This is a genomic window from Streptomyces sp. NBC_01750 (genome assembly GCF_035918095.1).
Taxonomy (GTDB): domain Bacteria; phylum Actinomycetota; class Actinomycetes; order Streptomycetales; family Streptomycetaceae; genus Streptomyces.
In genome coordinates this window covers 7931576-7957253 of sequence record NZ_CP109137.1, presented here as the reverse complement: position 1 = coordinate 7957253, position 25678 = coordinate 7931576, and the positions used below count along the sequence as shown (strand labels likewise).

The window sequence follows — 25678 nt, the reverse complement described above, 5'->3', positions numbered from 1 at the left end:
GCGGCGGATCCTGGTGCACTCCAGCGCGAACACCGCCGGGCAGAAAGCCGCCCGGGACCGGAAACTGGCCAAGGCCCGCGAGGACCTCGAACGCCTCCAGCGCGGCCTGGGCAGCCACCACTACCCCGACCAGGCCAAGGTCGACGCCCGCCTCACCGTGATCACCCGCGCCCGCCGCGTCGGCGCCCACCTGAACGCGACCACCGGCACCGGCCCGGACGGCACCCCGACCCTGACCTGGTCCTTCGACCAGGACGCCATCGACGCCGAAGCGTCAGTCGACGTCTGGTACGCGCTGCCGAGGAACTGGAGAAGGACGTCGATCCAGTCACCGAGGTGTTGGTCGCCGAGACCGGCCTGACGGTCGGGCAGAGCCGCGGCGGGGCCCTGACGATGCCCGGCCTGCTGCGCTACTACGCTTCCCTGGCGGACACGACGGAGCTGACCGAACTGCGCACCGGTCTGTCCGGTGTCAGCGCCCGCATCGAGAAGCGGCCGGTGGGCGTCGTAGCAGCCATCGTCCCGTGGAACGCCCCGCTCGCGCTCGCCGCGTTCAAGCTTCCCCAGGCCCTGCTGGCCGGCTGCACCGTCATCATGAAGCCGTCCGAGGACACGCCCCTGAGCGCGGGCTACTTCGCCGACGCCGCGCTGCGGGCAGGGCTGCCCGCCGGTGTGCTGAACATCGTCAACGCCCTGCCCGCGGGCGGCGACTACCTGGTGCGCCACCCGGGCGTCGCCAAGATCACCTTCACCGGCAGCACCGTGGTCGGGCGTGCTGGGCACCCTGGCCGCCGCGGCCGGGGTGGCGATCGACAATGCCCGGCTCTACGGCGCCGTGCACCGCCGCGAACGCTGGCTGATGGCCAGCAGTGAACTGACCCGCAGTCTGCTGTCCGGCACCGACCCCGCCGAGGTGCTGAAGACCTTCACTGCCACCGTCCGTGACATGGCCGACGCCGACCTGATCACCCTCGCCGTACCCGTTCCCCACACCGGCAATCTGGTCATCGAAGCCGCCGTCGGCCAGGACTCGGACCGCGTACACGGGCTGGTCCTGCCCGAGACCACCCTGGCCGGGAAGGTCTACAGCTCCGGCGAGACGATCACTACCGGGGACTGGGATGCCGACCCCCGCACCGAACACGTGGGACCGGTCTTCCTGGTCCCCCTCGGCACCCCCGCACACGTACGCGGCGTCCTGCAGGTCGCCGGCCTCTCTGGCCGTCCCGCATTCGCCGACGCGACCGTCTCCATGATCGCCGGATTCGCCAACCACGCGGCACTCGCCCTGGAGATCGCCGAACACCGCCGCGCCGCCGAACAGCTTCTCCTCCTCGGAGACCGCGACCGCATCGCCCGCGACCTGCACGACCTGGCCATCCAACGCCTGTTCACCGACGGACTTACCCTGCAGTCCACCCTCGCCCAAGTCGCCGACCGTCCACAGGTCGCCGACCGCATCCAGCAGGTCGTGGACGGCCTCGACGACACCATCAAGATCATCCGCTCCACCATCTACGCCCTGCACCAACGCCCCAGTCACGAGGACACCGGCCTGCGGGCCCGACTGGTGGCCGAGACAGGCCAGGCGGCCGAGGCCCTGGGCTTCACCCCGGCCCTGCGTATGACCAGTCTGCCGGACACCCTCGTCACCAACGACGTGGCCGACCAGCTGCTCTCCGTGCTCCGCGAAGCCCTCGCCAACGCCGCCCGCCACGCCCACGCCACCGCCGTGGACGTCACCGCCGAGGCCACCGCCACGCACCTGCGGCTTCGAGTGGCCGACAACGGCCGCGGCACCGACCCCGCCGGCACCCGCGGCAGCGGACTGGCCAACCTCCAGGCTCGCGCCACCGACCTCGGCGGCACCCTCACCCTCACCCCTAACCAGCCCGCCGGTACCGTCCTGCACTGGGCCGTCCCCCTCCCCGCCGACAACGGCTGACCCGCGGAGGAGGGAACCCACAGTTACATCGTTCCGCCAGGGGCACACGGACTGGTTCCGGGACCCGACGGGGCACGAGGAGGCGCCCTGGCTGATGTGAGCTCCGCAGTCTGAGCAGAGCTTCGTCGTCCCGGGCGTGCCAGCAGGCTCGCCTGATCCACTACAGCGTCCTCTGGCCGCCAACGTGCTCCCACACGACCAGGCCGACAAGCCTCCGAAGCACGGCTGGCTGACGTCGGATCAGAAATGTCTGGAGGTACACCCGGGAAGACGTCACAGCGTAGCTTCCGCGAAAGCGGCCCTCCGCCCCCGCCAAGTCCTCGTCCCACCGCGGCGAACAGCACACGGTGCCCAGGTGAGCGCCCGGCCTCCGCCCGGCGGTGACGGCTCATCACGCGGAAGAACCGCTGTGAGAAACAGAGGTTGACACGGCGCTTCGGGGACCGTTCGGCCCTGCCGCGCGCATCCGCAGCAAGCGATGCTGGAGGCACGGTAGTCCGCGGTCCTCGAAACCTCCGGGCGCCCTGCTCAGATGGGCCCGCCAACGTCGCGACGGGCCACGGGCACAGCACCAAGCAGTCGGTACCCATGGGCATCACCCGTCGTGCCGACACATTCCCGGGACCTCGGGCAGGTCGACGCGGTCCTCAACCTGAGGAGCAACACATGGAAGTTCTGATCCTTCTCCTGGTCATCGCCGTCGTCCTAGCTCTGGTGGCGCTCGCCATGGCCATCAAGGTCGTCAAGCAGTACGAGATGGGGGTGCTGTTCCGCTTCGGCCGCCTGGTGGGAACCCGTTCCCCGGGGCTGCGGTTCATCATCCCTGTCGTGGATGTCCTGCACCGAGTGTCGCTGCGGATCGTCACCATGCCGATCCAGTCCCAGGGCATCATCACACGCGACAACGTGAGTGTGGACGTGTCCGCGGTTGCCTACTTCCGGGTCGTCGACGCAGTGAAGTCCGTCATCGCGATCGAGAACGCCCACGCGGCGATCAACCAGATCGCCCAGACCACCCTGCGCAAGGTCGTCGGCCAGCACACCCTCGACGAGACGCTCTCCGAGACCGACCGCATCAATCTGGATATCCGCCAGATCCTCGATGTGACCACCGCCGAATGGGGTGTCGAGGTCACCCTGGTCGAGCTCAAGGACATCCAGCTGCCCGACAGCATGAAGCGCGCGATGGCCAAGCAGGCGGAAGCCGAACGCGAGAAGAGGGCGAAGATCATCAACGCCGAGGGAGAATCGCTCGCCGCCGCCGCGCTCGGCGACGCCTCGGACACAATGATGGCCCACCCGCTTGCCCTGCAACTCCGCAACCTGCAGAGCCTGGTGGAGATCGGCGTGGACAAGAACACCACCGTCGTCTTCCCCGCCCCCCTCATGAGCACCATCGGCGAACTCGGCTCCTTCCTCGCCCGGGAAACAGCAGCGGCCGCACCGCCCGTCAACATCACTAAAACGGTCCCCGCACCGGCGCTCAACGGAGTGGCCGAGACCGTGTGATCAGCAACCGCGCTGGCAAGGAACCCCCACGGGCGCGGTGGGCGCCGGCTTTGCGCAAGGCGGCCCGACCGCCCTCGGGGCGGGCCATTCCAGAGTGAGGACGGGGCGGTCTTGCCTCGCCTGTAGCCGGGTCGGCCCATACGGCCTCCTGGACACAGTGACGCATGGGACGTCGAGCGGGCGGAACGACGGCGCTTCACTGGGCGCGGTGGTCAGTCCGCTGAGACAGACGGCGACGGCAGGGGACGTAGGCATGGACATGGAAGTGCTGGCCTGGACCCTGATCGCCCTGGGAGCCCTGACCACCGCCGCCTGCGCCGTCCATCTCACCCGGAGCCGTCGGCGCGACGCATCAGGACTGGCCCGCTCGATCCACCGCACCGCCCCCGTCCTTCTCGCGGCGGGTCTGCTTCCTTCTCCCGCGCTCATCGCCGGCGACCTGCCCGCCGCAGCCTGGGGCTTGTGGGGCGCCGTCACCATTGCTGCTGCCCTGGTCTACTCCGCCGCTGACACCATGCGCGACGACCTCGGCCCGCAGGCGGCCTCCCGAGCCCGACCGTCCACGGGTCGCGCAACACGATCAAGCCGACTGAAAGGAAGGCGGTCGCCATGACCAGCATCACTCACCGCATCGCCGCCCTGTTCCGTATCAAGGCGAACAAGGCACTGGACAAGGCTGAGGACCCGCGCGAGGTCCTCGACTACTCCTACGAGCAGCAGCTCCAGATGCTGCAGAAGGTGCGGCGCGGCGTCGCCGATGTGGCGACCAGCCGCAAGCGCGTCGAGCTGCAGGTGACCCAGTTGCAGCAGTCCACGGGGAAGCTGCAGAGCCAAGCCGAGCAGGCACTCGCCGTGGGGCGGGAGGACCTGGCCCGTGAGGCGCTCACCCGCCGCACGGCCGTGGCCTCCCAGATCAGCGACATGCAGACCCAGCAGGCGTCGCTGAAGGACCAGGAGGAGAAGCTCACCCTGGCCACCCAGCGCCTTCAGGCGAAGGTGGATGCGTTCCGCACCCGCAAGGAGACCATCAAGGCCACCTACACCGCGGCCGAGGCACAGACCCGCATCACCGAGGCCGTCACCGGCATCGGCGAGGAGATGGGCGACGTCGGCCTGGCTATGCAGCGCGCCCAGGACAAGACCGAGCAGATGCAGGCACGCGCCGGTGCACTGGATGAACTACTCGCTTCCGGGGCGCTGGAGGACGCCACCCTGCCAGCCGGTCGTGACGACATCCAGGCCGAACTCGAGCGCGTAACCGCGGGCAGCGACGTGGACAAGGAACTGGCCAGGATGAAGGCCCAGCTTCCGGCGTCTTCCACCCCGCCTGCCGTGGACGGCGGCGGGACCAGGCAGGCACCGCCGGACCAGGAGGCGACATCATGATCATGAGGATTCTCGGCGAGGGCCAGTACGAGATCACCGAAGAGCACCTTGACCGGCTCAACCAACTGGACTCCGCCCTGCAGTCGGCGGCCGACGCGGGCGACGAGACGGCGTTCGCCACCGCCCTGTCGGCTCTGCTGGACGCGGTGCGCAGCCTCGGCACACCCCTGCCGGACGACAGGATCACGCCCTCCGACCTGGTGCTGCCCGACGGGGACACCAGTCTGCGGCAGGTGCGCGAACTGTTCTCCGACGAAGGCCTGATCCCGGGGTGATGGCGATGCGCAGCCGTTTCGAGCCCGACCGGCAGCTGACCTCCCGCATGGTGGTCACGATGTTCCTGCTCGGGCTGGTGTACGTGGCGTTCATCGCCGCGCTGATCGTGCTGCTCAAGTCCGTCGTCGTGGTGGTCGTGATCGCCGCCGGGCTGCTGGGCGCACAGTTCTGGTTCTCCGACCGGATCGCCCTGTACGCCATGCACGGCCACCTCGTCACCGCCGAGGAACAGCCCCGGCTGCACGGGGTCGTCGACCGGCTGTGCGCCACCGCGGACATGCCCAAACCCCGGGTGGCCATCTCCGACATGGACCTGCCCAACGCGTTTGCCACCGGCCGCAACGCCGACCACGCCGTCATCTGCGTCACCACCGGACTGCTGCGCCGCCTGGAGACCGAGGAACTCGAGGGCGTCCTCGCCCACGAGCTCTCCCACGTCGCACACCGCGACGTCGCCGTGATCACCATCGCCTCTTTCCTGGGCGTGATCGCCGGACTCATCGTCCGCTTCGCCTTCTACTCCCAGCTGTTCGGCGGACGCAACCGCGACCAGAACACCGCCGCCCTGCTCGCCATCGTCATGGCGGTCTCCGCCCTCGTATACGCCATCAGCTTCCTGCTCATACGGGCGCTGTCCCGCTACCGCGAACTGGCCGCCGACCGCGCCGCAGCCATGCTCACCGGGAAACCCTCCGCCCTGGCCTCGGCGCTGACCAAAGTCAGCGGCGACATCGCCCGCATCCCCACCCAGGATCTGCGCACCGCCCAGGCGTTCAACGCATTCTTCTTCACCCCCGCCCTCGGACCCGGCACCGCAGTGGCCAACATGTTCTCCACCCACCCCAGCCTGGAACGCCGCATCGAGGCGCTCGCGGAGATCTCCGCGCAGCTGGGCGAGGCAGGCGGGAAACCGCGCGACGAGGCATGACGAGAAGGAGCTGAGGACCCGTGGGATTCCTGGACGTCCTGCTCGGCCGGAGCAAGCCGGTCAAGCCCGACCTGGACCAGCTCTTCGGCCTGCCCTCGGCAGCGATCACCCTCCAGGCCGCGATCGGCTTCACCCCGACCGGCCAGGGCGCGGTGTGCTTCGCCGCCATCGAAGGCGGGGCATTCGCCCAAGTCCAGCAGGAGGTACGAGCCCTCCTGGACGCGGACTCCGAACGGGCCAGCGTACCGGTGGAGTTCAGCCACGACGCGTACGGATACTCGTGGCTGCTCTCCCGCCGCGACCCCGGCGATCTGCCCGCCCTGGCCAACGACCTGCACGCGGTGAACACCGCCCTGCAGGACAGCGGCTTCGGCCCGCAACTCCTGTGCTCCCTGGCCACCTTCCACGACGCCGAGCTGCGCCCCCTCGCGCTGGTCTACCTCTACAAGCGCGGCACCTTCTACCCGTTCGCGCCGCTGCCCGGGCAGAAACGCGACAACCCGCTAGAACTCCAGGTCAAGGCCACGGTCAAGGACGACCTGCGCATGGAGGAGGACCTGGGCCGCTGGTTCCCGCTCTGGGGCGCGCCCGGCCTGCCGGGGGCGGCGAACCCGCCTGACCTGGGGAAGTGAACCCGTGACGAGGGCCGATGCCCGCCACGAAGACGGGCCACACACCGACACCGACCGTACGGTGCTGGCGGCGGCCGGGATCGAAAAGGCGTACCGGCGCGGCGTATAGCCGGCCAGGCGTCGGATGCCAGTGCTGGGCTGCGTCTCAAGTTCTGGGACCTGGTCGGCAGGCGCCGCCAGGCCGGACGCTCCGTGCTGATCATCAGTCACTTCGTGACCGACCAGGAGCGTTTCGACCGGATCGTGGAACTGCGGGACGGGCGGGCGGTGGCTCAATGACGGCTCTGCCTTTCGCCCGCCGGTTTCTGGCCGAGGCCGCCCGTACCCCGGTCAACCTGCTGACGCTCATCCTGGTGCCGGTGGTGTTCGTGGTGGTGGCCGCGAGGCCGATGGCCGATGCCGCCGAGCTGCTCGGTGGCCCGGGAGGTCCGGCGGTGCAGACCGCCACCGCCGGCTGGGCGGCCGGGTTCATCGCCGCGATCGCCATGTACTTCCAGATGCGCGCGGCCCAGGCCGCCACCGCCGTCTGGTCCTGGCCGGGCTCGCCCCCTCGGCTGGTCGCCGCCCGTATGGCCACCGGTCTGGCCCTTGTGCTGCTGGCCGCCGCCTCGGCCCTGGTGGCTCTTGAGTTGCGTACCGGCATCAGCAACCCGGGCTGGGTGCTGGCCGGGACGCTGATGTTCGCGGTGATCTACCTGGCGATCGGGGCTCTGATCGGCGTCCTGGTAGCGAACCCGGTCAACGGCATCGTGCTGGTGCTGTTCGTATGGATCCTGGATGTGTTCTTCGGTCCCGCCATCGGCGCGGCAGACCGGCCGGTCACCCGAGTTTCGGTCATACCCCCGAGCCTTTCGGCGATGGCGTCCTCGGCTTTCACCGAGCGTCAGTACGAGCTCGGAACGACCGCAGTGCCTGCAGAGAGTTCCGCACGCCCTCGGCGAAGACCTCGATGTCGGGGAGGGCGTTCGCGTCGGCGACGACGGTGATGTTGAGCTGCCCGGCGTATGAGAGAGCAGCGATGCCCAGCGTGATGTTCGCGCTGATCGGCACCAGAGGGAACACCTCAAGCAGCTGTGCTCCGCCAAGGTAGAGCGGAATCGGAGGGCCGGGGATGTTGGCGATGTATACGTTCGCCCACCGTTGATGGGCGAAGCGGCGCACCATTGCCCGCTGGAGGACGCGGTTGCGGGCGACTAGGCCTTCGGGAGGACGAACGACGTACTTCTTTCGTTCGGCGCTGGCCGCTGCGATCAGCTGTAGTCTCCGGACAGGATCGGGCTCACCGATCGGGAGCGGCACGAACATCATTCCGTCCTGGTTGCCGTGTGCCTGACCGGGCTTCTCCTGGTGAAGCGAGACGGGCACGAAGGCTCGCAGCACCAGATCTTCAATGCGTTCTTCACGGCCGCGCAGCAGTTCTCGCAGGCCGCCGGCGACGGCCGACATTAGGACGTCGTTCAGTTTGGCGTTGTGGTTGTGAGCGATCTGCTTGGTGACGTCGAGACTGCCGTGGATGACTGCCATCCTGCGGTGTCGGCCGATTGGGATGTTGAAGCTGGTCCGCGGCGCTCGCTCCTTGATGAAGCCCTCGCGTACTTCCGGCCACCTTTCCTGGGCCTGGTACAGCGTGGTGGCGGGCCGACGTAGCTTCGACAGCGTGTGTTCGGCCGCCTGGACGCGCCGACGAAGGTTGTCTTCGAACAGGTCGCGGCTCGACGGCTCAGGCGCCGGGGTCCAAGGGCGGGCGGGCATCGTGGGCGCATCGGCGCTCGGATCGAGGAACGTGCCGAGCAGAGCCACGCCCGCCGCGCCGTCGGCGATGGTGTGGTGCACCTTCATGAACATGGCTACCCGATTGTCTGCCAGGCCGGGCAGGAACCACATCTCCCACAGTGGCCGTGACCGGTCTAGGGGCAATACCGGTGATTTAGGTTGTCTTCCGGCGGGTCGGTCTGGCCTTGGTCGGCCCGACCAGGGTCACGCGGGGAGTGTCCGGCCGGGGCGGATTGTGGTGCTCGGCGCGTTTGAGCTTCCAGTTGGACATCTTGCGTTTGATGACGCGGGGGCTGGAGCGCAACCGCCGGGGTGCCAAGAGCCGTTCGCGGATCTCATGCAGGGCCGTGACCAGTGCCCGGGCCAGCCGGGAGGGGGGAAAATGCCGCCTGGTCGGTGACGTGGCGGCGGACGACGCGCAGGGTGCGGGTGAAGGAAATCCGGTCCGGGTCCTGCTCGGATTGCTGTGCGGCCTGGTGCATTACTGACCTCTTCGGGGTGTTGTCGGGTGGCGGGTGAGGCTGAAGCCGGTGCCGGCGAGACACCCGTCGATGAGTTCGGGATGACGCTGGATGCGACGCAGTCCGCGGCGTAAGACGCGTTCGAGATGCGCGTCGTCCGTGAAGGCGACGTTGGCCAACGGACCGCGTCGCAGCAGTGACCACACGCCTTCCACCGGGTTCAGATCCGGTGCATAGGAGGGAAGTTGCACGATGGTGAGCCAGTCGTGTTCGGCAGCGTACTGCCGCATTCCGGCGGCCCGGTGGGTGTTGAGATTGTCCCAGATCAAGACGATCGGGGCGCCGAGTTGCAGGTGAGCACGCACGACCAGGTCGCGGTAATCGCTCCAGGCGAAGCTCTTGCGCCCTGAACCGGGATGCTTGCGGTGACGATAGGGCCGGAAGATCAGCCGCGATGTCTCGCCGGGCTTATAGCAGCACAGGGCCGCGATCGAGAAGCGGCGCCAAGAGCGTCCTCGCACCCGCACCACCGGCGTGTGCCCCCGCCGGCTCCAGGTGCGGGCGAGGGACGGTGTCATCGAGAACCCTGCCTCGTCCTCGAACACCACGTACGCCCCGAGCGCCGCCGCAGTCATTCCACGTGCGGCCACACGTCCTTCTTCCACAACCCCACCGCGTCGTCGTCCCGTTCCACAGCCCGCCGGGCAGGCGACTGCCAGGACCAGCCGTGACGGTGCAGCAGCCGCCACACCGCCGCTGACGAGCAGTCCACCCCGAACTTCCACCAGATCAAGGCCCGGATCCGTCCCAGCGTCCAATGCTGGTCCTCCCAGCCATGCACGGCCGGCCCCCGCGCCAACTCCCGCTCCAGTTCGGCGAACCGCTCATCAGATACCTTCGGCACCTTCGCAGGCCCCGACGTCGCCAGAGCCTCCATACCGCCCGCCCGCCAGACGCGCCGCCACCGCTCCACCGACCGCGCACTGACCCGCAGATCCTTCGCGATCACCGCGTTCTTCTCGCCCCGCACGAACCGCTCACCAGCCTCGAAACGGACCCGCTCCCGAGCCTGCTGCCCCTCGGCGGTCAACCCGCCACCCTGCGCATACCGCATATCACCGGCCTACCGCAGGGATCACCACCCGTCACCCCCTCCGACAACACCTCGAAGAGGTCATTAGGTCTCGCAGTGCGTGGTGCACCAGCAGGAAGGCGAAGATCTCCTGCTCGGCGCCGCGGGGGTGCTGGGAGCGTAGGACGAGGCGGGGGCCTCCGAGATGAGTCTTGATCTCATCCAGCGTGCTCTCGATCTCCCATCGCTGGGCGTACAGCGCGGCCAGCGAGGCGGCAGGGCCGGCTTTCGGGTCGAGGATGGTGGTGATCAGCCGGTACACCGTGTCGCTGCCGTCGCGGCCGAGCGTGTACTCGATTACCCGGACCCGGGCCGGGTCCGCGCGACGGTTCTTGTCCCGGGCCGCAACAATCTCCGAGAGGTAGGAGCCGTCCTCCAGCAGGGCCCGGACGGGGAGTACGGCGTCGTTCCTGACCCGCCACGGCAGGTCGGCGCCGGTTGCGGCGGCGGCCCGCCACAGGTCGAAGCCGCGAAAGCCCCGGTCGGCCAGCAGTAGCATGCCCGGCGTCAGTGAGCTGAACAGGCGCTGGGCCAGCTCGGTTTCATGGACAGCCAGCGGTCCCGCCTCCGCCGCGAAGACAGCGTGGGTGCCGCACTCGGCCAGCGCGGCCACCCTCACCTGCGGATAGGCGCTCTTCTCCTGTCCGCGGCTGACTCCCGGGCGGCCGAAGAAGGCGGCATTGGCCTCGGTGTCCGGCACGTCGAAGGTGGTGCCGTCCACCGCGACCAGCCGCCACCCCCGATACCAGGCCCCGCTCGTGTCCTCGGTCGCCACCGGCCGGCACACCCGGGCAAACAGTGCCTTTAGCGGCTCCGGGCCCAGTCGCAGACGGGCCCGGCCGATCGCCGCGGTGGTCGGCACCTGCCAGGTCCCCTTCCACCGGCCCATCCGCTCCAGTCCGTGCGTCAGGAGTCGGGCGACCTCCTCATAGCCCTGCCCGGAGAACAGACACATCGCCAGCACGAAATAGACCACCACCCGGGCGGGCAGCAGCCGTTGGCGCTGCTCGACCCGGCCACATCCCGCGACCACCTCATCCACCAACTCCGGCGGAAACGCGCGGGTCAGCACCCCAATCGCGATCCGATCCGAAAATCGGTCATCCGACGACGACTTCACCTGTCCGGGCCTTGGCACACCACACCCAACGACCCGAAAACCCCAAAGTCACCGGTATTGGGTCTAGAGGGGGAGCGCGCAGTTGCTCAACGGTGCGAAGAAGCTGTGCCTCATCGGGGGGAGCAGCGAGTGGGAGGACCCGGACGTGCTCGGTGAGATCGAAGGATCGAGCATCGACCCACAGTGGCCAGCCCAGCCCCCGCCGAGGCGTGTAGAGCAGTTGCCGGAACCGGGGTACCAGAGGCAGACGGCTTTCGATCACCTCACGCACCGCCTCGACCCGGAAGCGACCATCCGGATCGAGCAGCCTGGTGCCATCGAGGATGGCGAAGGCGCCTATGGTCTCGGGCCAGCCGAGATCATCCGGCCACAGCAACATGAGATCCTGCGGACCCAACCGCTCCATGATCGCCACCCGGGGTCCGGGCTGGGCAGGCTTGGGCGCTCCACTGGACTTGTTCATGATCCCACCTCCCGTCCAGGACGAGGTCAGGAACATCCCTGCCAGACTCCATTGTCACGCTTACCCGAGTTGCGGTGAAAGGTGCAGAAGTCCCGCTCGCCTCAAGACGGGTCCTGCCCGCGGCCGACCGTTTTCAGGACGGGCAGTTTCCAGGGCAGCGCCCACATCGGCCCACCGCTGCGCACGCTGGTGCGGCAACGATCAAGCCGCAGAGATCGGCGGCGCCGGGCGTCAGCGCCGCCGGTGGCGTGCCGCCCTCCACACGCCCGTGCCCCGCCCGCGTCAGACGGAGTGCCGGAACCTCCGCGGGCCCTCCCCCAACCCTGCGTCCTGCCAGCGTCCCGAATTCCGAGCTCGCCCGCTGGACAGGCCGCCTGCCGAGGCTCGCACGGGGAACGGATCGAAGCATCCACCCAGGTCAGCGAAGCACCAACCACCTCCTACGGAACCGCTGCTGAACTCGTGACCAGCGGATTCAATCCGTTGAGCCAAAGTCCTGAATCCATGTTGGCGATGAGACGTTTCTGCAGGTCAGAAGCCTGCACAGTGGGGCGGGTGGGACTCGAACCCACGGCCGACGGATTATGAGTCCTTTCCGGATCTTCCGACCCCTTCCCGATCCTGCCTCGATCTTCCCATATCTGCAGGTCAGGGCACTACTGACCTCCGCCTGCCTCCGCCGGCTTCCTGATCCTTCCGGGTCCTTCCGTCCACTGCGGGTCCACTGCGGGTCCGCTCGTACCCGTCCTCACGCACCGCAGGCACGGCGCGTTCAGCCGTCCGCCCAGGTCAAGGTCTTCGAATGGGAGGGGAGTTGAGGTCTGGCGCAGCGGAGTACCTTACCGACGAAAAGGCCCCGCCCTCTTCGTCCGAGGGTGGAGCCGCACGACGTCTTCGCAGGTGAGCCGCCTATTCATAGGGTACTCGCTGCGCTTCAGGGGTGGCGTCGGGACAGCCACATGCCGCTTCGGTCGCGCCAGCATTCCGAGGGGATCGACGATCGCCGACAGCCGCTCCCCTTGGAATGGAGCCGCCACCCGATCGAGCAAACTCGAGATCCTGAAGCTGGACACCGGTTCGCTGGGTTGTGGCTTCTTGTCGATGAGGCCGTCGCCGTGTGCCCGCCCTACGGGCATCCTGCCGGCGAGAAGGAGAGCAGCCGGTGTCCATAGCCAGCCCCGAGATGAGAGGCCGACCGCGCGGCGCGCTGTGCGGTACGCCCGCTTCACCATCGGCTACAACATCTTCGACCTGCCCATGCTGCGACCGATCCGACCTCACACAACCTACGACATCGCTCAGCGTATCTATATAGTTACAAGGGGTAGCCATCTGGCTACCGGACCCAGCACGGGTGCCACAGTCGCGGCTTCGCCCCTGCACGGGCTGCCCGAGCGAGACCCAAGGAGTACCGGATGACCACTGCGGTCCAGAAGACGCGGGTCCAACGGCGTTTCGAGCTGTTGGACGTGGACAACAACGGAAAAATCGACGCCCAGGACTTTAAGGCCGAGGCGCAGCGCATCGTGAAGGCGTTCAAGGAGAGCGAGGAAACCCCGCGGGGCAAGGCCGTGATTGACGCCTACCTGAGCCAGTGGAGCTACCTGGCCCAGAAGGCCGGTATCCCGGAGGCCGGCTCGCTGTCCCCGCAGCAGTTCGCCGACGTGGGCGAAGAGCACATGTTCGGCCTGGGCGAGAGTGGATTCTCCAAGGTGCTGCGTCCGGCCATCCAGGCCATCGTCAACCTCGTCGACAGTGACGGTGATGGCCGGATCAGTCCGTCCGAGTTCAAGGTGTGGCTCGACGCCATGGGCGTGGACTCGTCGCAGGCTCAGGATGCCTTCGAGCAGATCGACATGGACGGCGACGGACAGCTCTCGCTCGAGGAGATGGTCGAGGCTGTCCGCAGGTTCGTTTACGGAGAGAGCGACGTCCCGCTCCTCGGCCGCTGACCCAGGCTGCATCCCGCCCGGGGGCGGCCGTTCCCCGGGCGGGCCACTTACGTCGGCGGACGCGGTCGCGCCCGCCGACGTATCGCAACGACCACATTGAGCGCATCACGCGATGTCAGCCGACGTGTTTCGGTTGTGGTCGGCCGTGCCTGGATCAGGATTGGCCGTCGGCGACGCTCGCCGACGGCGGCGAGATCATCGCCAACGTCACTCTCCTGAGTGGCCAGGCGTGATGTGTTCGGCCCCGGTCGCCTCCGCCCAAGTCAAATGCTGGGTGAACCGTGCCCGACATCCGAAAGGATGAATTCGAAGAGCGGGAAATTGAGGACCCGGCAAAGACTCCGCCTGCAGGCTGGCTGTCGAATCTTCCGGCGCCCGCACCGGTTCCTGATATGAGTCGTTCTGCTATTGGGAAGCGGACGTATGATTATGGCCTCGAGCGGCAGGATCGCCGCCGACTTACACTGCTGCCGGATCCGGGCTGCCAAGAAATGCGTAATGTATGCGAGATGAAGACCGTCAGCCTCCTCGACGTCGCCAGCTACCTGCCCAAGAAGCGTGTCAGCGCCGACTTTTACACTGATTGCCCTGGTGCTGACGGCAACCTTCGCGAGCACCCGATGTTCCGGCCACCGGAATACCGGCACCATATCGCCCCGGACGAGAGCCCGGTGGACATGATTGAGCAGGCTGTACAGCCACTCATCGCCCGACACGGGAAAGCCGCGATCCGTGACGTGGACGTGCTACTCGTGCACACCTTCCTGCCCGATCTGCCGTTTACCGGATGCGGCACTGAGGTCGTGCGGCGGCTGGGATGCCGGCCAGAGTGGCTGATCGACGTACACAACAGCGGCTGTGCCGCTTTCGTATACATGATGAAGCTAGCTCGACAGATCATCGCTACGACCGACGCCAGGTCCGCGTTGATCTGCACGGTGCAGAACATGGCGGGTCAGTGGTTCGTCCAATCCGATGTACGCAAGTTGGCCCAGGCAGCGATTCCTGGCGACGGCTGCGGCGTTGGCTACTTGACCGACTCGGAACAGTCACCGGTGCTCTCCGTGGAGTGTCAGCACATCGGCGAGTACGCAGGGGCCATGAGGGTGGCACTGGATGACGGGCGCAAGTACTGGGAACCCGGCGAGAGTCAGGTTCGGATCCACTTCACTGAGCAGGGCCTCGGTAACGTAATGAAGCGCGGCAGTCGGCTGATCCCTGAAGCCGTGACCAAGGTGTGCGCAGACATCGGAGTAGTGCCGTCGGCGATCGACGCACTGATCACAAACCAGCCGAACCGCACCTTCCTCCGCAATTGGCGGGAAGCACTGCAGCTGTCCCCGGAACAGCACCTGGATACCTTCGAGATGTACGGAAATTTGTTCGGGGCCGCCGTCCCGGTGACCTTGGATCAAGCTGTTCAAGAAGGCAAGCTGGCTGACGGATCGCTGCTTGTCCTCGGAGGCTTTGCGCACGCCGGTGACTTCGCTGGAGCGGCCGCCATTCGCTGGAACGGGAGAAGATAGACCGCAGTGGACCGGCAGGCAGAGGCATCGAACCCACTGGTCCTCCGGTCGCGCTTCTCCATTTTACCTGGTCACAGGGCTCTTCTGATGTCTATAGAGCTACTGAGGTTGAACTCGTGGAGTCGTAGGGGCTGACGGCTCGTGGGTCCTGCGGTATCACCAAGAGCATGCGGTATCCACAGGGAGGCGGGCTGACCGCCGAACGACAGCAGTTCCGCGAGGAGTTACGGCTCCAGGCGGCCGAGCGGTTCGCCCGGGGTGAGGCAAGCTCGCTGATCGCCAAGGAGCTGCGCGTCAGCGTCCGGTCGGTGCAGCGATGGCGGCAGGCGTGGGACGAGGGCGGTCCGCGAGCTCTGCGATCGCAGGGGCCGGCGTCACTGCCGAGGCTGAGTGAGAAGCAGTTCGCCCAACTGGAGGCGGAGCTGGCCAAGGGGCCGGCCGCGCACGGCTGGGAGGACCAACGGTGGACGCTGTCCCGGGTCAAAACCATGATCGGCCGACGTTTCCACCTGACCTACACCATCCAGGGCGTGCGGAAACTCCTGGTGCGCAATGGCTGGTCCTGCCAAGTGCCTGCCCGTCGGGCCATGGAACGCGACGACGATGCTGTCGCTGGGTGGGTCAAGGAGGTGTGGCCCTGCGCGGAAGACTCGCGGCGGCCCGTGGAGCCTGGCTGGTCTTCGAAGACGAAGCCGGATTCTCCATGACGCCGCCGCACGCCAAGACCTGGGGCAGGCGAGGGCGCACGCCAGTGGTCCGGGTCCGTGGCCGCTCCCGCAGACGGATATCCATCGCCGCGCTGACCTGCTACAAATCCGGCCACAGATCCCGGCTGATCTACCGTCCACGCAGGGACGACGGCCGGCGCGACGGACGCAAGAGCTTCTCCTGGCGCGACTACCGGGACCTGCTGATCGCCGCCCACCAGCAACTCGGCGGCCCGATCGTACTGGTCTGGGACAACCTCAATGTCCACAAGGCTGCCGGACTACGGGAGTTCGCCGCCTCACGGGACTGGCTGACCATCTACTACCTGCCGCCCTACGCACCCGACCTCAACCCCGTGGAAGGGATCTGGTCACTGCTGCGGCGCGGCTGGCTGTCCAACGTCGCCTTCAGCACGCCGGAGCACCTCATTCGACGCATCCGCCGAGGCTTACGGCACATCCAGTACCACAGCGACCTCATAGACGGCTGCCTCGCCGAGACCGGCCTGACCATCAACCCCTGACCACAGACGACACCACAAGTTCAATCTCAGTAATGCTCGTCAAGTTAGCGGTAGTTCGTGACTCACTCGATCGGGGCGCGTCGAACCAGTCAGCGGTTCGGTCGGGTCGAGCCGCGGCGGCGGGTGCAGGGCTACGTGCGCGGCTTGCTGGGCCGGTGGGCCTCAAGAACAGCCAGCAGATAGCCGAGTAGGCGGGCCACGACACCCCGTACGGACTGCAGCAGCTGCTGTCGTGGTGCCAGTGGGACCCGGATGAGATCCGTGACGATCTGCAGGACTAAATAGCCAAGCGGCTCGGTCAGCCGGACGGCGTGCTGATCGTCGACGAGACCGGCTTCCTGAAGAAGGGCGCTGTCTCCGCCGGGGTGCAACGGCAACACTCCGGCACCGCGGGCCACACGGAGAACTGCCAGATCGGGGTATCCGCCGCCTACGCCTCCGCCAGGGCCGCCCTGGTGGATCGCGAGCTTTACCTGCCCAAGTCCTGGACCGAGGATCCCGACCGATGCCGCGCCGCCCGGATCTCTGAGAGCAAGTCCTGCGCGACCAAGCCGGAACTTGCGCGCCATGGTCCGGCGGGCGCTGGAGTCCGAGCTGCCGATCGCCTGGGTGACCGCGGATGCGGCCTACGGGCAGGAGTGGCACTTCCGGCGGATGCCGGAGGAAGCCGGTGTCGGTTACGTCCTGGCGGTGCCCAAGTCGGAATCGAACGCGGACTCACCGGAAGGGCGGCGCACGTAGCCCATCGGCAGGGTGAAGCCCAGCTCGCCGCGCGGGCCTTATTCACCTTCCCGGCCTGCATTCGCTGCTTGATCAGGTGGAGTTCAACCTCCGGCATCGTCCCCTTCAAGCCCAGCAGCATCCGATCGTTCACATCGACGAGGTCATACACACCGTCGGTGTCCGCCAGCAGGGCGCCCGAGAGCGCGCACAGCTCAGTAGAAGTCTCTCCCCGAGCGTGCCAGACGGGATATCTCGATGCCCAGCACCAGCCCGACATGTCTCAAGGAGACCTCGCTGACCAGACGTTGGAACCCGGGACGGGTGACCGCGCTGGATCCCGAGCGGCCCAGATCGTCGTCGATCACCACCACGCGTGATGCCTGTCAGCCGAGTGCCACCGCGCGATCTACCAGGGCGTACTGCAATCGGGTCGATTCCCCGTGCTCAAGAGCCTGCTGTCGGGTCGACTGAGATCCGCCGCCGTAGTACCAGGCAGCAGCAACCTCTCACCGGCCACCAACGCCGGCCTCCAGCCGCGTAGGCAGGGGCAAGCCGAGTTCCGTGGCCATCGCCTCGGCGGTGCGCGTCAGACCTTCCTCCAGCGGCACCATGGTCTGCCAGCCGAGCAGGTCGCGTGCAAGGGAGGTGTCGGGGCAGCGCCTGGCCGGATCGTCTACCGAAGGCGGGAGAAACAGTAGCGGCACGGTCGAAGCAGTGAGTTCACGGATCACGTCGGCGACGTCACGAACTGTCTTCTCGTCCTGGCTGCCGATATTGATCGGACCCGAATGGGACGCGGCTGTGAACGCGAGCAGGCCACGCACAGTGTCGTCCACAAAGCAAAGTGACCTGGTCTGCTCGCCGCTACCGGTGATGGTCAGCGGTTGCCCGGTCAGCGCCTGCCGGATGAATGTCGGTACCATTCTCCCGTCATCCGGACGCATCCGAGGTCCGTAGCTGTTGAAGATCCGGACGATGCCGGTGTTTACGTCGAGTTCTCGCCGGAAACACGCCGTCAAGGATTCGGCGAACCGTTTCGACTCGTCGTAAACGGCCCGTGGGCCGACCGGATTGACGTGGCCCCAGTAGCTTTCCGATTGCGGGTGTTGCTTCGGGTCGCCGTACACCTCCGAGGTGGATGCCAGCACGAACCGTGCTCGCTTCGCCTCCGCAAGCCGCAGCAGGTTCCAGGTTCCCGCGCTGCCCGCTCGCAGCGTGGCGAGCGGCAGCTTGTAGTAGTCCACGGGCGAAGCCGGCGATGCGAGGTGCAGTACGGCGGCAACCTCATCTGCGATGTCGAACGGTTCGGAGATGTCGATTCGACGAAAGCGGAAACGTGGATGATCCACCAACACCGCGATGTTGTCGAGCCGGCCGGTGGACAGGTCGTCCAGGCATTCGACCGACACCCCGCGCGCAATGAGCGCGGCGCACAGGTGCGAGCCGAGAAACCCCGCACCGCCCGCGACGACCACCCGGTTGCCGGGTGCGAGTACCGGTTCCATTTTTCTCCCTGTCTCGCTTCTGTGTGCGTACTGACGGCAAGCGCGTTCGGGAAAGAAGTCGCGGGCACGTTCCTCATCAGGTCCAGGAACGGTGAGGCTCATTCAGCCTCGCTCGCGTACGGAGGCGAGTTCTCCCGCTTCCCGATCCGGATCGGCCAACGCCGGACGAAGCACCGTCTGTTTCCCGGAGAGTCTTGCGGCCGACGAGTTCACGAACTCCTCGATGTCGGCGACGAGGTGCTCGGCTGGCGGAAGCGCGAGCATGCGACGCTGAATTCCCTTGGCGCGCGCCCGGAACACCGGTTCGGTGAGCACTCGCTCAACCGTCGAGGTCAGCGAGTCGATGCTGAGGTCCTCCAGCCTCAGCGCAAGGCCGGCACCCAGCTGCTCGATGCGCTCCGCGTTGGCGGGTTGTTCGGCGAACAGCGGCAACCCGACCATCGGAACACCCGAGGAGAACGCTTCGCGCGTGCCATTGAATCCGCAGTGGGTAATGAAGACGTCGGTCGCCGCCAGCAACGTACTCTGCTGCACGAAAGACATCAGGTGAACGTTGCTGGCACGCGCTCCCTGCCACTCCGCGGGATCGCGCTCCGCGCCGAGCGCGACGACACCGGTCACCGGCATCTGCCCCAGCACCTCGATGATGGTGTCCAACGGGGACGGTCCATTCCCCAGCATCCAGCCGGCGATCGAACCCAGGCTGGCCAACACCAGCGGCCGGTCCGCAGGGAGCTCCGCCACCGCAGGATCCAGTGTCTCCGTTTCCGTCTCCGGTGGCCGGTAGTGACGCCCGCTCTGCAGCCGGAGTTCGTCCGGGTGGAACGCTTCCGGAACCACCGACGCCCGAAAACCGCGCAGGGGAGCCAAGGGATCGACGACCGGCGGCAGGCGCCAGGCAGCGCGTTGACGGTTCAGCTCTGCGAGCACTACAGGGTGGCCGTAGGGCGCGAGGGGTGCGATGACGTCGAGCGTGGCGTGCGGAACTCCGAGGTACTCGGCGGCCAGGTATCCGCCGTACTCGGTTGTCTCGCGCACCACCACGTCGGGTCTCCAAGACGACAGTGCCTCCACCAAGTCCGCCGCGGCGCGGCTGCCCATCAGGGTGATGAAGGCATGCCCGAACATCTCCGGCGTGCCGGCGGTCGTGACCCCGGGCCGGAGGCGCGCGCCCGACTTCCGGGCCAGTTCCTCATCGCCGAGGATGTCCGCCATCGAGATCGCGTTCGGCAGTACCAACGGCCGCAGCCCCGCCCGCTCGACGTGGTGCGCCAGCTCGGCTCCGGTCGCGACCACCACCTCGTGGCCTGCCCGCTGCGTGAGCGCCGCGATCGGCAGCACCGTTGGAACGAGATGCGAATAGATGGTCTGCGCGGTGAAGACTACGCGCACTGCGATCTCCTTCGTTGCCTGCCCCGGGGAAGCCTCGGACTGCGGGTTGTTCGCGATCCCATCACCGAACTTAGAAGAGCAGAAGGTTCCCCGCCTTCGGACTCACGCGACGCGCAGTCCCCCGATCGTGATGAACTTCAACCCGATCAGGTCATCTTCAGGGCCTCCAACGGATACCCCCGCTTGCAGATCGCGCGTGCGGGTCATGATTGCTGGTCGCGGCCTACTCACGCACGAACTTGACGATGCGTCGGACGGACGAACCACACCACGCCGCCGAACGAGTTACGGAGCGCGGCCCTCACGGTCCGCCGTGCCTTAGGGTTTCCAACCGTCGAGCTCCTCGGCATGCGAATGGAGCATTACCCCTCCGATGGAAGAGAAAGCAAGCATGGATGCGGAAGTTACGCGGACGGCACGGAAACAGCTCTTCGGTTTTTTCGAAGGGGGCTTGGCTGTCAACGTGCTGTCTGCCACAGCCAGGCTGGGTATCGCCGATCACCTCGCCGAGCGGCCGCACAATGAGGTCGAACTGAGCGATGCGCTCGGAGCCGCCGACCCCGAGATCGTCGTGAGGTTCTTGAGAGTCGCCGAATCCATGGGACTTGTCCGGCGAAGCCCAGATTCCGGCCGATTCGAGGAAACGCCGATGTTGACCCTGCTGCGCCGGGAGGACGGATCTTGCCGTAACACGGTGCTGGCGTTCACTGCTCCCAGTTACAGCCGTCCTGCCGAGATGGCTCACCTCGCGGTGCTCAGCGGGCGGTCAACCACAAAGCAGGCGTTGGGCAAGGATCTATGGGAACACTATGCCGATAATCTCGAAGAAGCCACGTGGTTCGCCGGTGCGATGCACGAACTGACCAATACGGTGGCGGACTGCGTGCTCGCCGGCTACAGCTTCGCGGGACGCGACACGGTGGTGGACGTGGGAGGAAGTCACGGAGTCTTCCTCTCTCGGATCCTGCTTTCCCATTCCGAAGCAAAGGGGATCCTGTTCGATCGTCCGGAGGTGGTCGAGCAAGCACGCCGGCCCCTGGACGACCTGGGTCTGACTTCCCGCGTGCGTTTCATCGGCGGAAACTTTCTTCGCGAGGTTCCCGACGGCGGGGATCTCTATGTGTTGAAGAGCGTTCTCTGCGACTGGGACGACGAAAACTGCACGCGGATCCTCTCTTGCTGTCATGATGCCATGGGAACCGACACCCCTCTGGTCATCGTCGACTGGCTCCGTCCGGATCAGTCCGACGTCACGCTGGACTCGATCGACTTCCTGCAAGCGGTTCTGGTCAATGGGCGCGTCCGCACTTTGTCACAATATGAGACTCTTCTTCACGCTGCGGACCTTCGGCTCAATCGAGTATTGAGAACCGCCACCGGGAGTGACATGCCTGCGACGGTGATGGAGGTATTCCGCCGCTGAAGTTCCGGACGGGGGATTCCGGATCACGGTCGCCATCGAACGGCGGCCGCAGCGGCAAAGTCGCCGGTGCGCGAAGTCGGAGAGCATCACCAACGACCCGCTGCCGACTGTGCCGTCGCAGATAGCGCGGTCCAGAGCCACCGGGATGCCCGCACCGAAGAGATTGCCGCACTGGTCGAACGTTGTCAGGATGCCGTTCGACGGGAAGGCAGAGGGCAACCCGCCATTGACTCAGTAAAATGCGGTTGGGTTGGCCGGTCACGAGCAGGTCGCTCCTCGGTTCCCGCACCGATTCATCGGCACGCTCGCCTTACGTCCGCCGGGATCCGTGCTTCCGTGGTGCAGTACGTCCTCGGTGGTGTCCTCCGCGAACCGGATCTTCAATACTCCGATGCCCGGTTGCCAGTACTTGCGGCCATCGCTGGAGTCGAGGGTCATCTGACCGGCGAGTTCATTGGAAGGCGGCGTCTCGACGTGGAAAATCGGCGATTCCGCGGATCGCCTCAGCAGCGCGACCGCTGCGCCATCGCCGGAATGGCGGCCTCACGTCTCTTCCGCACCCCCAGGGCGGTTTCAAAGCCCCGGTGATCATGTGAGTGTGCAGGTCACGGCGGTATGACGATGTTCGACTGGCGCCCGGTCCGTACGCAACGAAGCTCCGGTTGACGGGGTTGTGACTTCGACAAGTCGCCCTGAAAAACCGCAGCTTCGATGTGCGTCAGTCTGCCACCGTCTGCGTGATCAAGGCGCCCGTCAGCACCGGGCGATCAGGCCGCTGGTCCAGCGGCCGCAGACCTTGGCCGATCCGCGGCACCGGCGCGGGAAGCGTCACCCGTTCGTGAGCGTGCTGCTGATCGCGTGCTCGGCAGTACTGACCGGGCCCCGCTCCTTCGCCGCGATCGGCCAGTGGGCACGAAGAGCCCCGCAGGACACGCCCGTCTGGCTCAGCGCCCGCACCGCGACGGCCTTCCAGGTGTGCATCGCGCCGAGTGCGGCGACCATCCGCCGGGTCCTGAACGCCGCCTGCCCTGGCGGTCTGGCCAGCCTGCTCGGCCACGACCCGGCCGGCGCCGAGACCCTGGCGGTCGACGGCAAGAGCGCCCGTGGCTCGCGCCATGGCGAGATCCCGGCCGCCCATCTGCTGGCCGCGATCACCGGGACGGGCCGAGTCGTCAGCCCACTGCGCGTGCCGGACAAGAGGAACGAAATCACCTGCTTCGCCGCCCTGTTGGCGCCCTATCACCTGGCCGGCGTCACAGTCACCGAGGATGCTCTGCACCGCCAACTCGCCGCTCTGCCCTGGAGAAGGCGAGAGCGAACTCGGTGTCGATTTTCCCCACGCGGTCCAGGTCGCGAAGATTGTCCGGCACCGAACCCAGCGCAAGACCGGCAAACGCAGCCGCGGGACCGTCTACGTCATCACCGACCTGACCAGCCGCCGAGCGTCCCCTGAACGCCTCGCGAAGATCGTCCGCTCGCAGTGGACGATCGAGAACCGGCCATTTTGTCCGTGACACCGCCTTCGCCGAGGACGCCTTCAAGGTCCGCACAGGACACGGCCCGGACAACATGGCCACCCTCCGCAGCTTCGCCATCAACACACTGCGAGCCTTCGAGACCACATGAACATCGCGGCCGGGCTTCGCGACATGTCCCACGACAGCTTCCGCCGCCCACTGGACCTACTCGGTCCCGCCTGAGCTGCACTCATCCAAGATCAAAAGACTTTGCAACAGCCCTGTCCGCACCCCAGGCGCGGTACTCACGCGTCCACCTTGGACCAGTCGGGAGTGATCGGCTGCCCATGGGCGTGCCTGTACTCGCAGATCTTCTTCAGGTTCTGCAGCTCGATCCAGTGACATGCGTAGAACAGGTCCCAGAACTCGCCGACCCACCGGCGGCTGGGGGCCGGGGAGAGTTCCGGCCACGGATTCCGGTCGTAGAAGGGGTGTCGGCAGTTCGTCCACAGCACCACCGAGCCCGGACGGTTGAGGACGAGCTGTGCGTCCACGACGCGCATCAGGTAGATCATCCAGAGGTGCTCGCCCTGGTCCCACGCGCAGTGGTAGTCCACCGTCATCGCCTCGGGGTTGGCGAGCGTACGGACGTAGATCTGGGTGCTGTTGTCGCACAGCATCTCGTTGGCGACGCACAGTCCGGGTTCACCGGTCTCGGTCACTTTGCGCAGGGTGAGCGTCCACTCGGCGAGACTCCTGGTGTCGGCCATGTAATCGTAGACCTCACGGGGCGGGGCATCGATGTGCTCGCTGAGTGAGCAGTACTTGCCGAAGATCTCTTCGTGGTGCCATTTCGGACGCGTGAGCCCCTGCATCTTCTCAAGGGCCTCGGGCTGCGGGCAGTTCTCGATGCGGACCAGGCCGGGAATAGCGGTCAACGTGGACACGGAACCATCTCCTTTTCCAGGAACAAAGTGACGGGTGGGACCTCATCGACGTCACAGTCGACCGAGATGAACGTCGGCCCCGGCGTGGTGTGCGCGTCGGCGAGTGCACGGGTGAGTTCTTCCGCCGAGGCGGCGTTCCGGGCATCGAGGGAAGGGAACATCGCGTTAATTCCGGCCGCCAGATCTGTCCGCCCGAACCGGTTATTGCTGTAGCCGTCTCCATGGAAGACCCGCACTCGGGTCGCGCACATGGCGTGAGCGTTATTGTTCAGAATGACGAACGTGATGGGCAGCCCGTACTCGACGGCGGTGTGCAACTCGAACCCGTGCATGTAGAACGAGCCGTCACCGGCAATTACGTAGACACGGCTCGGCCTGTTGGGGGCGGCGAAGCTCGCACCGATCGCGGCACCGAACGTGTAGCCCATGCCCCCCATTCCGAGGGTCACCACGAACCGGCCGTGCCGGGGCGCTGGAAGGTGGTGAATCGCCGCCGCACCGCAGTTGCCAGCGTCGACGAACACGGCCGCGTCGCTCGGCAACGCCTCCTCGATCACGGCCATGATGTCCCGGTAGCCAAGACCACCGCCCGGCCGGGCCGGCGCCTCCAGGTGCCTGACGTGCGGGCCCGGACCGAAGACGCCGCCGGGCGCTTCGCCCAGCCGCCGGATCAGCGCGGGCAGCGTCTCGGACAGGACCCCGGTCACCACGACGGCGTCGACGTATGGCTGCTCAGGGGACAGGCACACCACGGGCAGGCTCGCGAGCAGATCCTCCAGCCCGTCGCGCGCGACGATCGGCAGCCTGGTCCCGATCAGCAGGCAGGCCGAGGAACCTGCCAGGGTCTCGGCGACCGTCGGGTGTCCCCCCATGCCCCCGCACACGCCGACGAAACGAGGATCGGTGTTGTCAAAGACGTCCTTGGCATCCGGAGTCACCGCGATCTTCGCGTCCAGCTTGTCCACGAGCCGGGCCAGTGAACCGCGCGCATTGGCGCGCGCCACACCGTCACCGGCAATGACGAGGACTCCACCGGCGCGGCTGGCCGATTCCAATACGGACGACGCATGTGAGAGGTTCCGGTCGAGCGGCGCGGGGTCGGCCTGCGGCCGGGGGGACACGGTGGGCACGGAGTCGGTCAGCCCCTGTTGCACGTTCTTGGGCAACAGCAGAACAGCGGGGCCACCGGGCGACGACAAGGCGGCAGAGACCGCTTCGCCGAGTCGCCAAGCCACCTCGTCCGGCGAGCTCACTCTGGCGCAATAGCGTGACACCGGGCTGAAAATGCGCTCCGCGTCCAAAGTGCCGTTGCAGCCGCTTGAATCCTGGAAGGCGCCGCGCCCGTTGAAGTGGGTCGCGGATTCACCGATGAGCGCGAGCACCGGGATGCGCGACGTGTACGCCTCGCCGAGCGCGGCTACCACGTTCAGCGCGCCACCGCCCGATGTGGTGGTGACGACACCTAGGCCGCCTCCGATCCGGGCGTAGCCGTCCGCCATGGTCCCCGCGGAAAACTCGTGCTTGGCCAGGATCCCGGTCACTGTGGCGCTGCGGTGCAACGCGTCGTACAGGTCTTCAATGTTGGCGCCACTCACACCGAACACGTGAGTGACCCCAAGCGATGCGAGTTCACCCACGAGGCGGTCCACCGTCCGGACCTGGGTGACGTCGGCCCGCGTGCTGTGGTTGGCGATCCCACCAGTCGGCGGTGAGAAGCTGTCCGCGCTTTGCATGAATTCCTCTGGATAGGGGCATGGACGGCGAGTCCACCGCGTAGGCGATTCATCATTCGGAGTACTTACTAGCATGGATCAACGCTCAGACCATGGCGGACCCTTTATCGGAGCAGGGAGAGCAGGGGTGACGTTCAAAAAAGTTCAGCCGATCGGGGGCTGTG

General features: G+C 66.8%; 25 protein-coding genes and 2 pseudogenes. 17 read left to right on the top strand and 10 right to left on the bottom strand.

The features are described 5' to 3' along the window. Window positions 1-13: 13 nt before the first annotated feature. The 10 genes from OG966_RS36005 (at window position 14) to OG966_RS35960 (ending at window position 7662) form a co-directional block, all read left to right on the top strand. Window positions 14-361, top strand: a complete 348-nt coding sequence (locus OG966_RS36005; RefSeq protein ID WP_326654263.1) for a hypothetical protein — start codon at window positions 14-16, stop codon at window positions 359-361. After that, window positions 337-873, top strand: a complete 537-nt coding sequence (locus OG966_RS36000; protein WP_326654262.1) for an aldehyde dehydrogenase family protein — start codon at window positions 337-339, stop codon at window positions 871-873. Before OG966_RS36005 ends, OG966_RS36000 begins: the two co-directional genes overlap by 25 nt. After that, a complete protein-coding gene (locus OG966_RS35995; RefSeq protein WP_326654261.1) occupies window positions 773-1945 on the top strand; it encodes a sensor histidine kinase in 1173 nt (390 codons plus the stop codon). Before OG966_RS36000 ends, OG966_RS35995 begins: the two co-directional genes overlap by 101 nt. A gap of 666 nt (window positions 1946-2611) precedes the next feature. Next, window positions 2612-3454 (top strand): slipin family protein, encoded by an 843-nt coding sequence (locus tag OG966_RS35990; RefSeq protein ID WP_326648869.1) that lies wholly within the window; start codon window positions 2612-2614, stop codon window positions 3452-3454. 253 nt (window positions 3455-3707) lie between these two features. Beyond that, on the top strand, window positions 3708-4067 hold the full coding sequence (locus tag OG966_RS35985; protein WP_326654260.1) for a hypothetical protein: 360 nt from the start codon (window positions 3708-3710) through the stop codon (window positions 4065-4067). After that, entirely contained in the window at window positions 4064-4840 is a 777-nt protein-coding gene (locus tag OG966_RS35980) for a PspA/IM30 family protein (protein WP_326654259.1), read from the top strand. The genes OG966_RS35985 and OG966_RS35980 overlap by 4 nt, the downstream gene beginning before the upstream one ends. Next, complete coding sequence (pspAA, locus tag OG966_RS35975) at window positions 4837-5115, top strand: PspA-associated protein PspAA (protein WP_326654258.1); 279 nt, start codon at window positions 4837-4839, stop codon at window positions 5113-5115. Before OG966_RS35980 ends, pspAA begins: the two co-directional genes overlap by 4 nt. A 5-nt stretch (window positions 5116-5120) precedes the next feature. Next, window positions 5121-6044: a zinc metalloprotease HtpX gene (gene htpX / locus OG966_RS35970; protein ID WP_326654257.1), complete on the top strand. Its 924-nt coding sequence runs from the start codon at window positions 5121-5123 to the stop codon at window positions 6042-6044. Between the two features lie 20 nt (window positions 6045-6064). After that, window positions 6065-6676, top strand: coding sequence for a PspA-associated protein PspAB (gene pspAB, locus OG966_RS35965; RefSeq protein WP_326654255.1), 612 nt, complete (start codon window positions 6065-6067; stop codon window positions 6674-6676). 275 nt (window positions 6677-6951) lie between these two features. Continuing rightward, window positions 6952-7662, top strand: coding sequence for a hypothetical protein (locus OG966_RS35960; RefSeq protein WP_326654254.1), 711 nt, complete (start codon window positions 6952-6954; stop codon window positions 7660-7662). Here OG966_RS35960 and OG966_RS35955 read toward each other — a convergent pair. The 4 genes from OG966_RS35955 to OG966_RS35935 all read right to left on the bottom strand — a co-directional run bounded on the left by OG966_RS35955 (window position 7550) and on the right by OG966_RS35935 (window position 11625). Then, a complete protein-coding gene (locus tag OG966_RS35955; RefSeq protein WP_326654253.1) occupies window positions 7550-8593 on the bottom strand; it encodes a wax ester/triacylglycerol synthase domain-containing protein in 1044 nt (347 codons plus the stop codon). The genes OG966_RS35960 and OG966_RS35955 overlap by 113 nt on opposite strands. Before the next feature lie 337 nt (window positions 8594-8930). Continuing rightward, window positions 8931-10024, bottom strand: a protein-coding gene (locus tag OG966_RS41025) for an IS630 family transposase (protein WP_442806643.1) whose coding sequence is annotated in 2 segments (ribosomal slippage) — window positions 8931-9560 and window positions 9563-10024 — 1092 coding nt in all. Because the reading frame shifts where the segments join, the coding sequence is not laid out codon by codon here. A 31-nt stretch (window positions 10025-10055) separates the two neighbouring features. Further along, window positions 10056-11114, bottom strand: a complete 1059-nt coding sequence (locus tag OG966_RS35940; protein ID WP_326654252.1) for an IS4 family transposase — start codon at window positions 11112-11114, stop codon at window positions 10056-10058. A gap of 28 nt (window positions 11115-11142) precedes the next feature. Then, complete coding sequence (locus OG966_RS35935) at window positions 11143-11625, bottom strand: wax ester/triacylglycerol synthase domain-containing protein (protein WP_326654251.1); 483 nt, start codon at window positions 11623-11625, stop codon at window positions 11143-11145. Between the two features lie 1415 nt (window positions 11626-13040). Here OG966_RS35935 and OG966_RS35930 point away from each other — a divergent pair. The 4 genes and pseudogenes from OG966_RS35930 to OG966_RS41015 form a co-directional block, all read left to right on the top strand. Beyond that, complete coding sequence (locus OG966_RS35930) at window positions 13041-13577, top strand: EF-hand domain-containing protein (protein WP_326654250.1); 537 nt, start codon at window positions 13041-13043, stop codon at window positions 13575-13577. Window positions 13578-13858: 281 nt separating this feature from the next. Then, window positions 13859-15103 (top strand): 3-oxoacyl-ACP synthase III family protein, encoded by a 1245-nt coding sequence (locus OG966_RS35925; RefSeq protein WP_326654249.1) that lies wholly within the window; start codon window positions 13859-13861, stop codon window positions 15101-15103. A 167-nt stretch (window positions 15104-15270) separates the two neighbouring features. Further along, window positions 15271-16334, top strand: a protein-coding gene (locus tag OG966_RS41020) for an IS630 family transposase (RefSeq protein ID WP_442806706.1) whose coding sequence is annotated in 2 segments (ribosomal slippage) — window positions 15271-15717 and window positions 15720-16334 — 1062 coding nt in all. Because the reading frame shifts where the segments join, the coding sequence is not laid out codon by codon here. A 57-nt stretch (window positions 16335-16391) separates the two neighbouring features. Next, a pseudogene (locus OG966_RS41015) lies at window positions 16392-17039 on the top strand (IS701 family transposase); the annotation flags it as partial. Between the two features lie 230 nt (window positions 17040-17269). Here the strand turns inward: OG966_RS41015 and OG966_RS35900 are convergent. The 3 genes from OG966_RS35900 to OG966_RS35890 all read right to left on the bottom strand — a co-directional run bounded on the left by OG966_RS35900 (window position 17270) and on the right by OG966_RS35890 (window position 19954). Further along, window positions 17270-17428: a recombinase family protein gene (locus tag OG966_RS35900; protein WP_326654247.1), complete on the bottom strand. Its 159-nt coding sequence runs from the start codon at window positions 17426-17428 to the stop codon at window positions 17270-17272. A 135-nt stretch (window positions 17429-17563) separates the two neighbouring features. Continuing rightward, window positions 17564-18562, bottom strand: coding sequence for an NAD-dependent epimerase/dehydratase family protein (locus tag OG966_RS35895; RefSeq protein ID WP_326654246.1), 999 nt, complete (start codon window positions 18560-18562; stop codon window positions 17564-17566). A 102-nt stretch (window positions 18563-18664) separates the two neighbouring features. Further along, the gene (locus tag OG966_RS35890) at window positions 18665-19954 is read right to left on the bottom strand and encodes a glycosyltransferase (protein WP_326654245.1); all 1290 of its coding nucleotides are present in this window, start codon (window positions 19952-19954) and stop codon (window positions 18665-18667) included. 373 nt (window positions 19955-20327) lie between these two features. Between OG966_RS35890 and OG966_RS35885 the strand changes: the two genes are divergently transcribed. After that, window positions 20328-21377, top strand: a complete 1050-nt coding sequence (locus tag OG966_RS35885; protein WP_326654244.1) for a methyltransferase — start codon at window positions 20328-20330, stop codon at window positions 21375-21377. Here the strand turns inward: OG966_RS35885 and OG966_RS41010 are convergent. Next, complete coding sequence (locus OG966_RS41010; RefSeq protein ID WP_442806785.1) at window positions 21267-21596, bottom strand: 3-oxoacyl-[acyl-carrier-protein] synthase III C-terminal domain-containing protein; 330 nt, start codon at window positions 21594-21596, stop codon at window positions 21267-21269. The genes OG966_RS35885 and OG966_RS41010 overlap by 111 nt on opposite strands. A gap of 454 nt (window positions 21597-22050) precedes the next feature. Between OG966_RS41010 and OG966_RS35880 the strand changes: the two are divergent. Together OG966_RS35880 and OG966_RS35875 are read left to right on the top strand one after the other, a co-directional pair. After that, window positions 22051-22359 (top strand): annotated as a pseudogene (locus OG966_RS35880) (transposase family protein); the annotation flags it as partial. A gap of 286 nt (window positions 22360-22645) precedes the next feature. Next, window positions 22646-22891 (top strand): hypothetical protein, encoded by a 246-nt coding sequence (locus tag OG966_RS35875; RefSeq protein WP_326655589.1) that lies wholly within the window; start codon window positions 22646-22648, stop codon window positions 22889-22891. 248 nt (window positions 22892-23139) lie between these two features. On the opposite strand, the gene OG966_RS35870 is transcribed toward OG966_RS35875, so the two are convergent. Further along, window positions 23140-23781: an SRPBCC family protein gene (locus tag OG966_RS35870; RefSeq protein WP_326654243.1), complete on the bottom strand. Its 642-nt coding sequence runs from the start codon at window positions 23779-23781 to the stop codon at window positions 23140-23142. Further along, entirely contained in the window at window positions 23769-25514 is a 1746-nt protein-coding gene (locus OG966_RS35865) for a thiamine pyrophosphate-binding protein (protein WP_326654242.1), read from the bottom strand. The genes OG966_RS35870 and OG966_RS35865 overlap by 13 nt, the downstream gene beginning before the upstream one ends. Between the last annotated feature and the right edge of the window lie 164 nt (window positions 25515-25678).

What these genes read in the sequence shown, in the direction of transcription:
- OG966_RS35930 (WP_326654250.1), top strand. Translation starts at nt 13,041, where the DNA reads ATGACCACTGCGGTCCAGAAGACGCGGGTCCAACGGCGTTTCGAGCTG.
- OG966_RS35885 (WP_326654244.1), top strand. Translation starts at nt 20,328, where the DNA reads ATGGAAGAGAAAGCAAGCATGGATGCGGAAGTTACGCGGACGGCACGG.
- OG966_RS35935 (WP_326654251.1), bottom strand. Translation starts at nt 11,625, where the DNA reads ATGAACAAGTCCAGTGGAGCGCCCAAGCCTGCCCAGCCCGGACCCCGG.
- OG966_RS35875 (WP_326655589.1), top strand. Translation starts at nt 22,646, where the DNA reads ATGCTCTGCACCGCCAACTCGCCGCTCTGCCCTGGAGAAGGCGAGAGC.
- OG966_RS35865 (WP_326654242.1), bottom strand. Translation starts at nt 25,514, where the DNA reads ATGCAAAGCGCGGACAGCTTCTCACCGCCGACTGGTGGGATCGCCAAC.
- OG966_RS35985 (WP_326654260.1), top strand. Translation starts at nt 3,708, where the DNA reads ATGGACATGGAAGTGCTGGCCTGGACCCTGATCGCCCTGGGAGCCCTG.
- htpX (WP_326654257.1), top strand. Translation starts at nt 5,121, where the DNA reads ATGCGCAGCCGTTTCGAGCCCGACCGGCAGCTGACCTCCCGCATGGTG.
- OG966_RS35960 (WP_326654254.1), top strand. Translation starts at nt 6,952, where the DNA reads ATGACGGCTCTGCCTTTCGCCCGCCGGTTTCTGGCCGAGGCCGCCCGT.
- OG966_RS35990 (WP_326648869.1), top strand. Translation starts at nt 2,612, where the DNA reads ATGGAAGTTCTGATCCTTCTCCTGGTCATCGCCGTCGTCCTAGCTCTG.
- pspAA (WP_326654258.1), top strand. Translation starts at nt 4,837, where the DNA reads ATGATCATGAGGATTCTCGGCGAGGGCCAGTACGAGATCACCGAAGAG.
- OG966_RS35980 (WP_326654259.1), top strand. Translation starts at nt 4,064, where the DNA reads ATGACCAGCATCACTCACCGCATCGCCGCCCTGTTCCGTATCAAGGCG.
- OG966_RS35895 (WP_326654246.1), bottom strand. Translation starts at nt 18,562, where the DNA reads ATGGAACCGGTACTCGCACCCGGCAACCGGGTGGTCGTCGCGGGCGGT.